The sequence below is a fragment of the Rubritalea marina DSM 17716 genome (assembly GCF_000378105.1).
GTDB lineage: Bacteria > Verrucomicrobiota > Verrucomicrobiia > Verrucomicrobiales > Akkermansiaceae > Rubritalea > Rubritalea marina.
Genome location: NZ_KB899257.1, coordinates 78,002 through 93,265, shown reverse-complemented (window position 1 = coordinate 93,265; position 15,264 = coordinate 78,002). Strand labels below are relative to the sequence as shown.

At 48.8% G+C, this 15,264-nt stretch carries 11 protein-coding genes; 6 read left to right on the top strand and 5 right to left on the bottom strand.

Annotation, left to right across the window (positions count from 1 at the left end):
• Positions 1–128 precede the first annotated feature (128 nt).
• The gene (locus tag F454_RS0109835; protein ID WP_018970489.1) at positions 129–800 is read left to right on the top strand and encodes a PEP-CTERM sorting domain-containing protein; all 672 of its coding nucleotides are present in this window, start codon (positions 129–131) and stop codon (positions 798–800) included.
• Between the two features lie 203 nt (positions 801–1,003).
• On the opposite strand, the gene F454_RS0109830 is transcribed toward F454_RS0109835, so the two are convergent.
• The 3 genes from F454_RS0109830 to ribD all read right to left on the bottom strand — a co-directional run bounded on the left by F454_RS0109830 (position 1,004) and on the right by ribD (position 7,130).
• Complete coding sequence (locus F454_RS0109830) at positions 1,004–2,422, bottom strand: DUF1501 domain-containing protein (protein ID WP_018970488.1); 1,419 nt, start codon at positions 2,420–2,422, stop codon at positions 1,004–1,006.
• An 87-nt stretch (positions 2,423–2,509) separates the two neighbouring features.
• Entirely contained in the window at positions 2,510–5,761 is a 3,252-nt protein-coding gene (locus tag F454_RS0109825; protein ID WP_018970487.1) for a DUF1553 domain-containing protein, read from the bottom strand.
• Positions 5,762–6,050: 289 nt separating this feature from the next.
• Positions 6,051–7,130 (bottom strand): bifunctional diaminohydroxyphosphoribosylaminopyrimidine deaminase/5-amino-6-(5-phosphoribosylamino)uracil reductase RibD, encoded by a 1,080-nt coding sequence (ribD, locus tag F454_RS14840; protein WP_018970486.1) that lies wholly within the window; start codon positions 7,128–7,130, stop codon positions 6,051–6,053.
• A 375-nt stretch (positions 7,131–7,505) separates the two neighbouring features.
• Here ribD and F454_RS0109815 point away from each other — a divergent pair, with 375 nt between their 5' ends.
• The 5 genes from F454_RS0109815 (at position 7,506) to F454_RS0109800 (ending at position 11,852) form a co-directional block, all read left to right on the top strand.
• Complete coding sequence (locus tag F454_RS0109815) at positions 7,506–8,897, top strand: FAD-binding oxidoreductase (protein ID WP_018970485.1); 1,392 nt, start codon at positions 7,506–7,508, stop codon at positions 8,895–8,897.
• Between the two features lie 87 nt (positions 8,898–8,984).
• Positions 8,985–9,605 (top strand): GDSL-type esterase/lipase family protein, encoded by a 621-nt coding sequence (locus F454_RS14835; protein WP_018970484.1) that lies wholly within the window; start codon positions 8,985–8,987, stop codon positions 9,603–9,605.
• Complete coding sequence (locus F454_RS14830; protein WP_156817238.1) at positions 9,602–9,844, top strand: hypothetical protein; 243 nt, start codon at positions 9,602–9,604, stop codon at positions 9,842–9,844. The genes F454_RS14835 and F454_RS14830 overlap by 4 nt, the downstream gene beginning before the upstream one ends.
• A gap of 289 nt (positions 9,845–10,133) precedes the next feature.
• Positions 10,134–10,463 (top strand): hypothetical protein, encoded by a 330-nt coding sequence (locus tag F454_RS0109805; RefSeq protein ID WP_018970482.1) that lies wholly within the window; start codon positions 10,134–10,136, stop codon positions 10,461–10,463.
• Between the two features lie 84 nt (positions 10,464–10,547).
• Positions 10,548–11,852, top strand: a complete 1,305-nt coding sequence (locus F454_RS0109800; RefSeq protein WP_169334362.1) for a YiiX/YebB-like N1pC/P60 family cysteine hydrolase — start codon at positions 10,548–10,550, stop codon at positions 11,850–11,852.
• Positions 11,853–11,862: 10 nt separating this feature from the next.
• On the opposite strand, the gene F454_RS0109795 is transcribed toward F454_RS0109800, so the two are convergent.
• Together F454_RS0109795 and F454_RS0109790 are read right to left on the bottom strand one after the other, a co-directional pair.
• The gene (locus F454_RS0109795) at positions 11,863–13,353 is read right to left on the bottom strand and encodes a trypsin-like peptidase domain-containing protein (protein ID WP_018970480.1); all 1,491 of its coding nucleotides are present in this window, start codon (positions 13,351–13,353) and stop codon (positions 11,863–11,865) included.
• Between the two features lie 17 nt (positions 13,354–13,370).
• Entirely contained in the window at positions 13,371–15,233 is a 1,863-nt protein-coding gene (locus F454_RS0109790; RefSeq protein WP_018970479.1) for a hypothetical protein, read from the bottom strand.
• Positions 15,234–15,264 lie beyond the last annotated feature (31 nt).

The window sequence follows — 15,264 nt, the reverse complement described above, 5'->3', positions numbered from 1 at the left end:
GCGAAATCCGCATCCAATGCGCAAATCCCATAAAATGAGGATGGTCAACTGTGACAATATTCTTGTGAATTATTGATAGTCATTATTAACTACATGACAGGACTTTACAACAACCCTAAAAACCACCTATGAAAAAACACACAATGATACTACTAGCCCTCGGGCTGACAACACTCTCTGGGTACAGTGCCACCTATGTAGGTGTGGACCAAGTATTCGACAACCTCACCACCAACACAGCTGCGAATGGTGGCAATGACAGTGGCTTAAACACATTTGTGGCAACAGGTCCTACGGGTGTTGGCACAAGTGCAATGTCAGTAAACTACACCTACACCATGGATCTTTCCTTGATTGGTGGTACAGGTACCGAATCGATCAACTTCAGCGTGGACTACACTTCAACTGGCACACTCGGCTTTACTGGCGGCCAAGTAACCATCACAGATGGTGCTACTGCATTCATTGATTCCGGTGAATCACTCTCAGCGACTATCAACTTTAACCCTGGCCCTAGTTCAGTCTTCACAAACATCACATTTGGCGCATTCCAAGCATACGGGGAAGGTGACGCCTCGATCAATAGTGGGGCTACTATCGCTACCTCAAACCCTGTGGGGGCAATCAATAACACCAGCTTCACTCTTGAAAATGTGGACCCGGGTTCAGATGTCTTTGGCATTGGCTTCATGACACTGAATGTCGTGACAGCGGACTCAGTAGCAGTGCCTGAACCTAGCTCAACCGCCTTGCTTGGTTTGGGTGGCTTGGCTGTGCTTCTGCGCCGCCGCAAGATGTAGCAGCAAACACTTCATTTATCGAACCCCGTGAGGCATTAGCCTCACGGGGTTTTTTGTGTCGAATTCCTGATGGTTTGCTAGAGCATTCACCCATCAGGTGCAGTCTTCATTGCCACTGGAGAAACGAGCATAGGCAAAACAAAAGCACAAAAAACCCAGAGCCCGTTTCCGGACTCTGGGTTGCCTTATGAGAACTTCAATCGTTACCCGTGGCCCGCCATATGCGAGCTATGAAGGATGTCCGTCACCACACGTGCTGGCTCGACTCCTGTAATCTTCTGCTCGAGCCCCTGGTGGAGGTAGCTGAACTTATGGAAGTCTAGGCCGCTACGCTCGAGGATGGTAGCGTGAAGGTCACGCACGTGCATCTTCTGGTCTGGGGTGATGATGTTGTAGGAGTACTCATCGGTATCACCGTACACCATACCACCCTTAACACCTGCGCCTGCCATCCACATTGAGAAACAACGTGGGTGGTGGTCACGCCCGTAGGTGGTCTCGTTGAGCACACCCTGTGAGTACACCGTGCGGCCAAACTCACCACCGCATACTACGAGTGTGTCCTCTAGGAGGCCACGCTGCTTAAGATCCTGAATCAAGCCGTAACATGCACGGTCGATATCGCGGCACTGGTGCCCAAGGTTTGTTGGTAGGTTGACGTGTTGGTCCCAACCGCGGTGGAAAATCTGAGTGAATCGCACGCCACGCTCAGCGAGGCGTCGTGCCATGAGAGCAGTGTATGCGAAGGAACCTGGTGTCTTAGCTTCCTCACCATAGAGCTCGTATGTGTGCTCAGACTCATCACTCATGTCAGTGAGGTCTGGAACAGACATCTGCATACGATATGCCATTTCATACTGCTCCATGCGGGTCTGAATTTCTGGGTCACCGACCTGCTGGAGTGTCTTTTGGTTGAGTGCAGAGAGGCCATCAAGCATGTTGCGACGCATGTTGCGATCGATGCCTGGAGCGTCTTTGAGGTACAACACAGGATCTCCCTGAGAACGAAGGTTCACCCCTGCGTGTTTACCAGGAAGGAATCCAGTTCCCCATAGGCGCGATGAGATCGCCTGAGTGTTGCCATTCGGCACAGAAGGATCTGCGTGCAACACACAAAATGTTGGTAGGTCATTGTTCAATGAACCTAAACCGTAAGAAAGCCAGGAACCAAGGGATGCCTTACCAGCCTGCATCGAACCAGTGTACATGAGCTGGTTCGCCGGCTCGTGGTTGATCGCATCGGTTTGCATGGTTTTGATGATACAAATGTCATCCACCATCTTCGCGATATTAGGAAGGGTATCAGAAACCCATGCCCCAGACTCACCGTATTGCTTGAAGTCAGCAAATGATGGTGCCACAGGGAAGGAAGCCTGCCCGGCAGTCATGCCGGTGAGTCGCTGCCCGGAAGCCACCAAGAAGTCTTTGATATCCTTCTTGTATTGGTTTTTGAGCATCGGCTTGTGGTCGAACATTTCGAACTGCGAGGGACCACCAATGAGTGAGATGTAGATCACACGCTTGGCTTTTGGCTCGAAGTTTGGCTGCCCGGTGACCTTACCAGCAGCGCCCATCAATTCTTTAGGGAGTAAAGAGGTCAACGCAGCAGCACCAAGGCCCATTGCATTGTTTCTAAAGAACTGACGGCGGCTTACAGCAGTGTTGGTCAGATCAACTGATTTGAGAATATCCGTATAGTTCATTGATTTTTATTTGTTGAGTGTTTCGTCCATATTTAGGATCTGGCTGGCAACGAGTGTCCAGCTAGCGAGCTCTGGTTGCTCGGTGGTGGTTGCTTTCGAGTCACCGATAGCGACGAGCTTTTCAGCTTGCTCTGGGCTTGCTTCAAACTGTTTCAGCGCTTTCTGGTAGGTTGCGTCGATGATCTTGATTTCCTCACCAGTGAGCTCACGGCTGAGGAGTCTCTTAGAGATCCAGTTTGCACGGTCTTGTAATGCGTCGCTGTTTTGAATCGCATCGTCAGCAAGCTGACGAGATGCTTCGATAAACTGCGGATCATTCATGACCACAAAAGCCTGGAGCGGTGTGTTGGTGAGCTCACGCTGCACACAACTAACTTCACGCATTGGGGCATTAAGAATGTCCATTGCTGGGTGCGGAGCGGTACGCTTGAGGAAGGTGTACATGGATCTGCGGTATACCTTGTCGCCCGAGTCACGCTTGTAGAAGCGCGTGTTGGAAGTAGGCATCGCCACGGATTCCCAGATCTTCTCTGGCTGGTACGGCTTCACCGAAGGGCCGCCAAATTCATTGTTCAGGAGACCGGAAGCACTGAGTGCGAGGTCACGGATCTGCTCAGCATCAAGGCGGTAACGTGGACCACGGCTGTAGAGCTTGTTATCCGGGTCACTCACCATCTTATCAGCTGTGAGTACAGCGGACTGACGGTAGGTGCTAGAAGTGACGATGTTGCGCATGAGTTGGTGCATGTCCCAACCGCTTTCAACAAAATCCACAGCCAACCAATCGAGAAGTTTTGGATGCGATGGACGGCTGCCCATGACACCAAAGTCCCCTACTGATTCGACGATCCCTTTACCAAAGATGTAGGACCAGTAACGGTTCACCGTCACACGAGCTGGGAGTGGGTTTGCTGGATCAGTGAGCCACATCCCGAGGCCGAGGCGATTCTTTGGCATATCCTCTGTCATTGGAGGAAGCGCCGCTGGTGTACCAGCACTGAGAATCTCATCATCCTTCACATTGTACTGTCCGCGGATCAATACCTGGGCAGTTGGCTTGGAATTGGTCTTTTCCTGCATCACGAGGCTGTAGTGGCCACGTGCTTCGTAGGCGAGCTTCTCCTGCTTGGAATTCACCAAATCAGTATGCATTTCGCTGGACTTCGGATCGACTGATTCGAAGTAGTAGACACGGGCTAGACCCTTCTCTTTATCATCCATCTGGAAGTCTTTCTTACTATTCTCCAACTTCTGTCCGAAATACACAGCGAAGGCATCGCCATCACTGAGCGGCTTGTTGAAGAACTCAATATTCTGAATCGCTCCACCATTGAAGTAATTGGCACCGTAACGGGATCCCACGATGAATGGTGCGTCTGTCTTGATGCTTTTAGCTTCCTTGCCATCCTTCAGGGTGTTTTGGGTAGCGCTCACACGCTCAGACTGACCATTGATGAACATCTTCACACCATGTGGTGTGGCAGAGCCATCGTACGTCACGGTCACGTGTGTCCATGTGTCGATTGGCAGCTTTTTCGTGCAAGAAACCTTGAGGGCACGCGTTGGCCATTCATCGACCACGTGCATCGCTAGGCCTTGACCTTCTACGTAGATGTCATAGCCACGGTACTTGTTTTTGGCATCCATCTTGGAGATCACACCTGCTGAGTTTGTCTCAGGGATCTTGATCCAGAAACTAAAGCCAAATGGTTGATTGTATTCATATTCGCCGACTTGCCCGAGATCGATGATGTTGTTGTTCTCGAACTTCGCAGCTTGACCACCTGGACCATCCACCCATTGGATTGGTTGTTTTGGAGTGGCAGCCACTTCGGCACCTTCTACCTTGAGACCATTCGCTTCGCCATTGAGTGGGATGCGGAGGGTGCGCAGTTTCTCTGAGCTCTGCACCATGTCATCCTTGGCACCAGTAGTCAGCCACTTGGCAAAGTTGCCGTGGTTTTGCTGTTGGTGCACGCGGCTTTCATGCGTGAGTTTGTTGATCTTGGCAACGAGGGCATCAAATGATGCTTCTTCACCTTTCTTCGGAAGGAACACATATGGCGGGTGCTTTTCGTTGTTACCATCCAGCGGGCTCATCGGTGTGTTGTTGAAGAACGCGGTAAGTTGGTAATTCTCTTTGGTGGAGATAGCATCAAATTTATGGTCGTGACAAGATGCGCAGCCAGTGGTGAGACCAAGCCAAGTAGCGGCTACAGTATCAGTCATGTCCTGCATATTCATCGCACGCACCTCTTCAGCGATTGAGCCACCTTCACCAGTGGTTGGCAAACAACGAAGGAAACCGGTAGCCACCTTCTGCGCATTTGACGCTTTGACCATCATGTCACCGGAAATCTGCTCGCGAGTGAACTGATCGAAGGGCATGTTGTTCTTGAACGCTTCAAGTACCCAATCGCGGTATGGCCAAATCGAACGGTAGTTGTCGATGTGGATACCGTGGGTGTCTGCGTAGCGAGCCACATCAAGCCAGTGACGCGCGAAGTTTTCGGCGTACTCCTGAGAATTGAGAAGCTTGTCTACGGTCTCGGCGTAGACCACATCAAAATCGCGGGTGTCTGCGAGAATCTTTTTGAGCTCATCGGCTGCTGGCGGGAGGCCTGTGAGATCAAAGTAGAGGCGGCGCAGCAGACGAGCATTGCTCTGTTCTGGGTTTGGCTCAACTCCAGCAGCTTCCATCTTCGCAAGTACGTAGTTGTCTAAGGGATTGCGTGGCCAATCAGATTTCTCGACTTCAGGGAGCTCGTTCTTTTTAGGAGCAATGTATGCCCAATGATCTTCGAACTCGGCACCTTGCTCGATCCACTTGCGCACGAGTTGGATGTCGCGCTGATCCATGATCTTGCCGTGCGGGCTCTTGCTTGGGTCAGGTGGCATCACTTTATTGACGTCATCGGTCTCCATGAGCTGAAGCATGTAGGATGCATCTGGATCACCTTTCACCACCACTGGCTTGCCATTGGCACGAGGTGAGAACACATCGTCTGCTTTGTCCACGCGAAGAGGTTCACCTTCAGGCATACGCGAACCACCATCAGGTCCATGACAATGGTAACAATTCGCCGACAAAATAGGCTGAATATGTTCATTGAAGGATACAAGCTCAGGAAGCGGCTCAACCTTCTTCTCAGAAGGTGCTGCTGGTTCCACGTTCGCTGTATCTTCCACCTGCGGTTTTTCGGAGCAGGAAACTACCGCGAAACTCGCTAAAATACTAACATTAAAATATCTCCACATATGGTCTTTATGTACTTTGAATAATGGCTAAATTCTATCACCATTTGGCGAATTTTTCCACTAATTTGCAAAAACTTATAAAAATTTTATTTTTTATCCTAAATATATAGGATTCGTTTTGGAGATATACCGATTCCACTATAAACATGACCACGTATTTTGGAGTTTTTCGCCTGAAATCAGAGACCCAAAGGTGCGCGCATTTGCACACCAATAAGCCAACATAAGCAATTCGCTGATGATAAATCACATCGCCAAGGACGCGTGAAGTTGCGAGGTCGCAATCGGATTACTGCAAGCGATCCACAATACCGCGGATGAGTGTGTCTTGATCGACTTGTTGTGACTGGACTTCTACTAGGCTAAAGCTTCGTGGCAGATGATGGCCGATGCCAAATCCAAAGTCCTCTCCACCAGTAATGATAGGAGCGTAAAAAAGGTAATATTCATCGATCAGGTCTTCTTCGACAAATTGGCGCATCAATCGTCCACCACATTCGAGAAGCACAGCAGTGCAACCACGATCTCCCAAATCCCGAATCACTTCAGCAAGTGGCTGATCCTGATACAGAATGGTTCTATTTTTATGTGCATCCGTGAAGAGGTGTCGTTCTTCTGGGAGACTCTGGCGACCAGAATGGGTCAAGACAGCACGCCATGGTTGCTCCTTGTCAGGAGACGTTGTTTGGCTGCGCAAGGTGAGTCGTGGGTTATCACGACGCACCGTTTTCCCCCCCACGACAATGGCATCCACTTCGGCACGCAATTGATGCACGATTTCACGGCTATCTGGACCGGTGAGCCATTGTCCTTCACTTGGAGGGCGGGTGATACGGCCATCGAGACTCATGGCAGTCTTCGCGATGACCCAAGGCATGCCTGTGGTCATGTGTTTGGTAAATCGTCGAATCAAACGATCGCAATCTGCTTCAAGAACACCCGTTGTCACCTGAATATTGGCGGCGCTCAAAAGGCGCTGCGCTGCACCCACATGCTTTGGATTAGGATCTTCTGAACCGTAAACCACATGCGTCATCCCGTGTTCGATGATCCCATCTGTACAAGCCGGTGTTCTGCCAGCCGTCGAGCAAGGCTCAAGCGTTACATAAATGGTGGCCCCCTTCAAGGCATCGGGTCCATGGTGGGCTTTAACAGCAGCGATGGCTTCGCGCTCGGCATGTGGTAGTCCCGCTTTTTTGTGGTACCCACGCCCTAGCTCAAGCCCATCCTTCACAATCACTGCACCTACTGGTGGATTCGGACTCGTCATGCCAAAGCCAAGATAGGCTGTATCAATGGCGACTTGCATCCAATAGGCATGATCAAACACCTTACTTGGTGGTACGGACTGCTGAGATTCGGGATGCATATGGGTATTGTGAATAAGCCTCTATAAGGGTCAAGGTGTATGTGGGTAACTTGTGAATTACGAACAACAGTGAATAAGTTTTTGGGTCATTCTGCAGGCCGGTGAACGGAACACCACAACACCACAAAGTTATTCACACGCTTCTCACAAGCACATACTCTATATGGTTGATCGAGTTACGACGAAAATCGGGACTTATCCACACGCTTAAGATGAAGAAAATTTCTCTCTAAAAAAAAGAATATAATAAACAGTGTGAACAAACTAGCTAGTGAACAAACCATCCGAACTCAATTAGAGAAGCTCGTGAGCTAGAATGATTGCATCAGTCAGTGGATTTTGACATTAGCTCCATAATAGATACAGTCCGAATTCGTGAAGACATTGTATCAAGACCTTATCGCTCTCATACCTGAAGAATGCGTTTCTCAAGTAGATTTAGACATTGAAAGTCACAGCATCGATAAGTGGCATGCCTCAGCAAAACCTGATGTGGTGGTCTTCGCCAAGAGCACCAAGCAAGTAGCAGTAGTGTTGTCATATGCCAACGAGCACAAGATTCCGGTGTACACGAGAGGTGCAGGTGTTGGGTATGTCGCTGGCTGTGTGCCATTGCGCGGCGGGATTGCCCTCAGTGTCGCATCCATGAATCAAATCATCGAAGTGAATCCTGAAGATGGCTGCGTGGTCGTTCAACCTGGTGTCATCACAGGAGAATTACAAGAAGCGGCTCGCAACATTGGGTGGTATTACCCACCCGATCCCGCATCACTCAAAGAATGTTCTATTGGTGGAAACATTGCGACGAATGCTGGTGGTCCCCGGTGTTTAAAGTATGGGGTGACCAAACAATATGTGCTCGGCCTTGAGGTCGTGACAGCCAGTGGTGAGATCATGCGTGTGGGTGGTCGTTGCCATAAGAATAAAACAGGCTTTGATCTCTGTAGTCTTATTTGTGGCTCCGAAGGGATGCTAGGTGTTGTGACTGAAGCAACACTGCGCATCATCCCGCATCCCGAGACACGCGCCATGCTCGGTGTGTCATTTAAAGACTTCCCCGCTGCAGCTCGTGCGGTGCAGGCGATTCTTGATGCTGGAGTTTTGCCAAGTGCTTTAGAAATCACGGATGCCTTCACTTTAGCGGCGGCAAGAGATTATCTAGGTCAAGATTCCCTGCCTCCAGGTGATGCTTATTTGATGGTGGAGATCGATGGCCGTGTGCAGTCGGTCAAACAGGAGCTTGAAGGGCTCAAGGATCTCTTATTTGGCATCGGAGCTCTCGACATCAATGATGCACCCGATGAAGCCGCCTGTGAGCAAATTTGGCAGCTCAGGCGCGATTTTTCCTATTCTCTCAAACACACAGGTCTTACCAAGTTGAATGAAGATATTGTGGTTCCGAGAAGTAAGTTGGTAGAGCTAGTGGAATTTGCACGGGGTCTTCAGGATGAAACAGAGATTCCTGTGGCCTGTTTTGGTCATGCTGGTGATGGTAATATTCACACCAATTTGATGGTGGAAGACTATGCAGACCCGGAGACGAAACAACGAGCTGACGCAGCCTTGAATCAACTCTTCAGCTGGGTGCTCTCGAATGGCGGGGCGATTACTGGCGAACACGGTGTGGGATTGGCAAAGAAACCCTGGATTAAGCAGGCCTTGGGAGAGGTGAACTATGCGATGCATCAAAGTATCAAGCAAGCGATGGATCCCAACAACATCCTCAACCCAGGGAAGTTCCTCGACGACGACGGTGTCTATTGGTAAGCATCTGATCACCTAATCCGCCAGCAGTTGTTGCGCTGGGTCTTCAGCTGCAACGTTTCTTGCTTTAATTGCATTCCACACGTCACGATGGATCGAAAATTAATCAACTCAGTCGTTTTGGTTTGGATCATTTCTTTGGCTCCATTACTGGCAAACTCTGATCTCCTTCAGGGTAAAAAGAAGATTCTTTTCCTAGGCGATAGTATTACTCAAAAAGGGCAATATGTGGCTTATTTTAATGCTTGGTTGGTACAGCAATATCCCGAGCAAGGTGTTGAAGTACTCAATGCTGGCTTGGCAAGTGAGACGGTATCAGGGCTCAGCGAAGCGTCTCATATGAAGCATGGCTTTGCTCGTCCTTGCCTTTTCGAGCGCCTGGAGCGGGTTTTGGCAAAGACTGAACCCGATTTGATTATTGCCTGCTATGGGATGAATTGTGGTATTTATCAAACCTTGGATGTGCAACGTTTCGCACGCTATCGACATGGGATTGGGCGCTTACGTGCCGCTGCCAAACAATACGGGGCGGAGCTCATTCATGTGACTCCACCGATCTATGATAATCATGGCAAGGAGGGTTTCGACTACGATTCTGTATTGAGCCATTATGCCGCATGGTTGGTGATGCAACGCAGCCAAGGATGGCATGTTATCGATCTTCATCACTCGATGCGACAGAACGTAGATGATAAGAAGGCCATTGGATGATGACTCAGGCATTGATTGCCTACTTTGGCGATAGTTCTTCAGCGCAGCTTGACTCAGCTCAAGAATTGATTGGCAAGAAGCGATTGAAGGCAATTGAACAGCGGCTACATGCCTATCTTCAAGCGATACACTCGGAAACCAAGCCATTGCGCCCTGGTGCTCCCAGTGGGCAGACGCTTGAGTCTGCGGCGATCATCGCCACTGAGCTTAGTTCTGAGATTTATCCGCCGGTGGAGTGATCATGATTTATCCTGCATAGGCTATTTGCAGCTACTTAGTGGGCTCGCATACCATGCATGGCACAGTGCTGTATGAGAGTGTTTCTGCAAGGGATGTTTCAGGTCACAATCGATTCAAAGGAATTGAGGATAAATGCCAAATTTTAAGGCATCATATTTTTTTAATCTGATTGAATCATAAATCATTCATATTGCTGCATTTCAATCACCTGATTAATTTTAAAATAGCTTCCAGCTTGTCCTGATGAAAATCTGAGTTATCAGTAACTGTAATACGAATTCTTTGCTTATGATTATCACACTTCAAGGGATGACAGATGAAGATAAAGATGTAGTACGATCGAGTACTCTTCAGGCTCTGGAAAGAGCTGGCGCAACACTCATTGATTCGAAAGAGTTTTCCGAGATTGCGATGAACTACATGATGGAAATTCCAGCAAACCACTTTGGCCGCCTTCGGACGGAGTTGAGTGCTCTAGACATTGTCTTATACCCACCAGGCAGCTTGGAATTCCGCGTGGGCCAAGACAAGGATTGCGGTCCAGTACGCGCAAAACTTAACCTTACCTTCAAGCAAAAGGAAGTGGAGCAAGATCGCGAGCTCATGGGCTCTTGTTAAGTGCTTGATCGAGGCTTCTCGCTTGCATTCTGCTGATTGCCTTCTTTTGATAGAAGAATGCAGGATGGTGACCTAGAGCGAACGATGGAATTGGTGGTATCTACCATCAAAGGAATTCCACTCGAGGTTGAGCTCGATGGTGTGTTGGCACTTGTTCCTAAAGTCCTCGAGCGCGGTTACTTTCTGCCGAGCGAAGAACTGGCCTTGCGCGAGTACTATCGGCAATACCTCTGCATGCGCTCAATTCTTTTGGGGGCGGTGGCGGATCTCGAGCCGTATTGTGATGACCTGAGCGATTGGGATTCTAGTATCCGTGCCTTTGCGGTGGCTTTCACTGCCGCCTGTGCATTGACGCGAGCCTCTGGTTACTTGGTGGATGTTGTGGCTGATCATTCGATCATTTGGAAGAAGCTTGATGAAGCGGATGTCGGTGGTGGACTGGGTAAAAAAAGTTTTACTCGAGTGTACAAAAACCTTGGCTCGTCGAGACGCCAGTGGCGCTTCTATGAGGCTATTTTATTTTGGGAACTTCATGCCGATGAGATCATGCACTTACCTGCTGCACATGGCGCCTATGCTGAGCTTATTGAGCTGTTGGAGACTGAACTTCCCTTGTTGGAAAAGCGAAAATTATCTTACCTGAAGCGTCATTTCAATTACCGGATTCACGCATTCAAGCGAGGTCATCGTAGTAGTTATCGCAAGGTGATGTTTGAGTTGTTTCGTATGAGTGGTCGTTTGATTGCCGACATCAACAATCCGGTAGTAGCGATTCAGAAATCTGGTAAGCGAGTGACCCCTCGAGTGTTGAGAAAGGCTCAGTCGATTTTGCAGCCGGGTGATGTCATTATCACGCGCCACGATGAGGCGATGAGTAATTTATTTTTACCTGGATTTTGGCCGCATGCCTCATTCTACATGGGTACTCAAGACCAACGCGATGCTCTCGGCTTGATGGCAGAGGCCCTGCCTGGTACTTCGACGGTGGAGGCCAAGAAAGATGGGGTGCGGATGCGCCAGCTAGATGAGACACTTGCAGTGGATGCATTTTTGATTCTACGACCCAAGCTTCAAGATGCCGATCGCGCTCGCGTGGTGGAATCAGCCATGGGGCTAGCTGGTAAACGTTACGACTTTTTATTCGACTTTCGGCAGTCTGAGCGGCTTGCTTGTACTGGCGTGATTTATCGTGCGTATCAAGGGACTTTGAGTATGCCGTTTGAGCTGCGTGAATGTGCAGGTCGCCTGTGTCTCTCTGCTGAGGAATTACTCGATCAAGCAACCAAGCATGGTACTTTTGACGTGGTGGCAATATACGGTGTCAAAGGGATTAAGGTTCACGAAGGCGAAGCTGCTAATGAGCAATTGTTGCTTCACAAAACAAGGTGATGGGTCTCACTTATTGGTCGACAAATTTTTCAATCATCACTGGCTCAGCTAGCACTTGGCCCTCTCGAATGACATAGAGTTCGATGTCTTTACGCACTGCATAGTATTCTACCAAATCATAGAATTCGTTGGGCTGGTTCATGCGGTATCGGTTGATTTGGTAGATGATGTCTCCAGGCATGATTTGACCGTCAGCTAGTGAATCTGCTTCCACACCACGTACGATCACTCCAGTGACACCAGCACGGCGGTGTTTGCTATCTAGAAAACCAACGGTGATACCCAGCTGTTGAAGGATGTTGTTTTGTCCACCGAGTTCAGGCTTAAACTGGGCAATGTCTGGATTAAATTCTTCCAAGGTGACCGCACTTTGGATTTCCTTGCCTTGGCGCCAGATTGTGAGTGGTAGTGGCTTACCAATTTCACTGCGCTGGATGAATCCGATGAATTGCTCCGCATCTCGCAATGGGTGCTTGTCAAAGTTGGTAATGATATCCCCTTTCAGTATCCCTGCCGCTGCCGCAGGCGTGCCAGGACCAACCTTGTCGATATAGGCTCCGTACTCACCATTGTATTCCAATAAGGCTCGTTTGGCGGGTGTGAGTTCGGCGAAAGCAACTCCCAAAAAGCCTCGTACTGGTTTGCCGCGAGTCAGAATATCCTGATAGGTTCGCTTCACAATGTTGGATGGAATCGAGAAACTAATTCCCTGGAATCCTGGGTTCTTATCATTGTTGGATAGAATATTGGAATTGATACCGATGATCTCTCCGAAGATGTTCACTAATGGCCCACCTGAGTAGCCAGGATTGATGGCAACCGAGCTTTGGAAGAGCCCACCTTGAAGGTCAGAGATCGATCGCTCTCGTGCTGAAATGACTCCGTGAGTCATCGACTTTCCGATGCCGAAGGGGTTACCAAAAGCGAATACGATGTTGCCCTCGCGTACTTGGTCTGAGTCTGCGAATGGCAAGGTTGGTAGCGTTTCTTCACCCTCGATCTTCAGGACAGCTATATCGAGTGCTGAATCTTTACCGACTAGGGTGGCCTTGTATGACTTGCCATTGGACAGGCGCGCCGAGATTTCTTTCATGCCAGAGACTACGTGGTAGTTCGTGATGATGTGACCCTGCGGGCTGACCAATACGCCTGAGCCTTGGTTCATGACGTTTTCAGTGAGGGTGCGAATGCGTCCAAAGCGGTCACGCACACGTTTGTTGCCCATGCCGGAGCTGTCTAGACTAACAACCGCTGGCATCACAGCTGCTGTGATCTTGGTGTATTCATCATTTAGCTGACTGAGTAAATGTACCTCAGAGGGAGTGATCGGTGCGTCGCGGTGCGTTTGGTCTAATGTGATCACCTCACCGTAAGCGCCAGAGTTCTTGATGAATTCCAGCAGGCCTTGCGTCCCATGAAAGCTTCTGATCACTACCGTCGTTAAAAATGACGCCAAGAGTACAATGGTGATAATTAAAAACTTTCTATATAAGTTTTTCATTACTTAATAATATTAAATTAACTATCTATTGATGATAGTGTTACTTGGATTCTGTTGTGAATCTCTTTGATTGATCTCTGGCCTTCAAGTCTGGATTTTCCGACGCGTGACCTGAGTGATCTATCATTATCAAATAGTTTACTATACAGGTTGAGAGCGTTGATTAAGTGATCAACATCTTTGTATAGATCACGGTAGCGGTTTTTGACTGTGATAGGCGTCAGTGACGTAGCTTCTTCAAGTGAGGCAATGATTTGATCTGGAGTGATGCGCGCATCGAGTAGGCGATTGAGCTCGTCATCCTCGTTTATCTCTTCTGGCAATGGTGGGGTTTCCATCCAAACCTCCAATGGGTAGATCAGCTGAGTCCAGTATTGCTCCACCGATTCAGCATCCAAGAACTCAGGTTCATCGGGGTCTTGTTGGAGGGTGGCGGCACTCAATTGTTGAGGGTTGAGTGCCACTACTTTATTGAGTTTCTGCTGCACAAACTTGTTTTTGAGCATGGCATTGACCGAGCGCCCACGGACCACTTCACGGATTTGCTCGAAGAGCTCAGCAGCCTCAGCGTCTGCTCCTTCGTCTGATTCGATGAGGTATTGACGAACCCCATGGATGTCTTTCACCCCAATGATGTCGTGCTGTAGGAAGAGCGAGCTGTAGCCCAATGTCTTTGATTGCTCAAGTAGGTCGAGAGCATCAGATGGTACAAACACCATTTGGCTCACTTCATTGGAATGTAATTCGTGGATCATACTCCAAAAATTAGCGTCAATAATGAGTTTTCCATCTGCATCGAACTCTCCATACACAATGTATGGTCTAGAAGTAAATTTATTATTTAATGATAAATCTAATTTAGATATCATTGATGTAGTAGTGGTGCTTCCGTAAATAATATAATTATAGTTATCAGGTACGAGCAATGTGATGGTTGCAAAGTCGATGTCTTGTCCATACTGTTGGAGTGCAGATTTAGCCTGCGATTGGAAGTGGCTGAGGAAGTGGTTGGATCTTTCAATCGACTCAGAGCTGAGTCTCATGACCGAATCGGCGGCTGCAAAACGGAGATTACGCTTGGATTCTTGTTCAAATGAACTGCTATTTTTCAGCTGATAAAGAAGATTTTTCTTAGAACTGTCCTTACCTTTATCAACGATATCTATTTTTGCTTTTTCACCGTATTCATCAGAAGAGTAATGGCCATGAACTAAGCTTAAGCTGGATTCGAGGATGTGCCATTTGCCTGTGATGCTTGATGATTCATCCTCTGCTTCCAGATCTTTTGAATTCTGATCAGGATCCTTTGACTCAGGAGCTTGTTCATCGACATGAAGTTCTTCTTCTTGTGCTGTTTTTTGCTCTTGAGCACTTGGATCAAAGCTTTCCTCGCTGGGAATGGTCTCAAGCCAATAGCTGGAGTCTGGCATGTCAAGTGAGCTATCCTGGGCTCTACGGAGAATGTCGTCGCAGAGTGACGCCAGAGCGATGTTGTCAGGGCTACGCTTTGAGCTGCGGAGGTACTTGAGCATCCGTTTTATGGGTGCTGGTGTTGCGGGGAAGTTGCCCACAGCTTCGGTGCTTTTGGACGCGATCAATTGGTTTCCAAGAGCTTCGATGGTCTTTGGTGCAGTACCGATCTGTTGAGCCAATACAAGACCTTTGTAGGCATTGCGTCGTTGTCTCGGTGTGCCATGCAGCTGTTGTGCAGCAACGTCGCATAAATATTGTGAGAGCACTGTCTGTGATTGTGCATCTAGTAAAACTTGATCTGCTTGGAGTAGGAGACGAACCGGCTCCGGTGCTTGCTGGCTAGCAGCTACTACAGCTATTGGCGTGGCAAGGAGGAGGCTTCCGGTGGTGACTAGGCTACGAATCATGGTGGTGTTCTACTGAATGATCATTATCGCT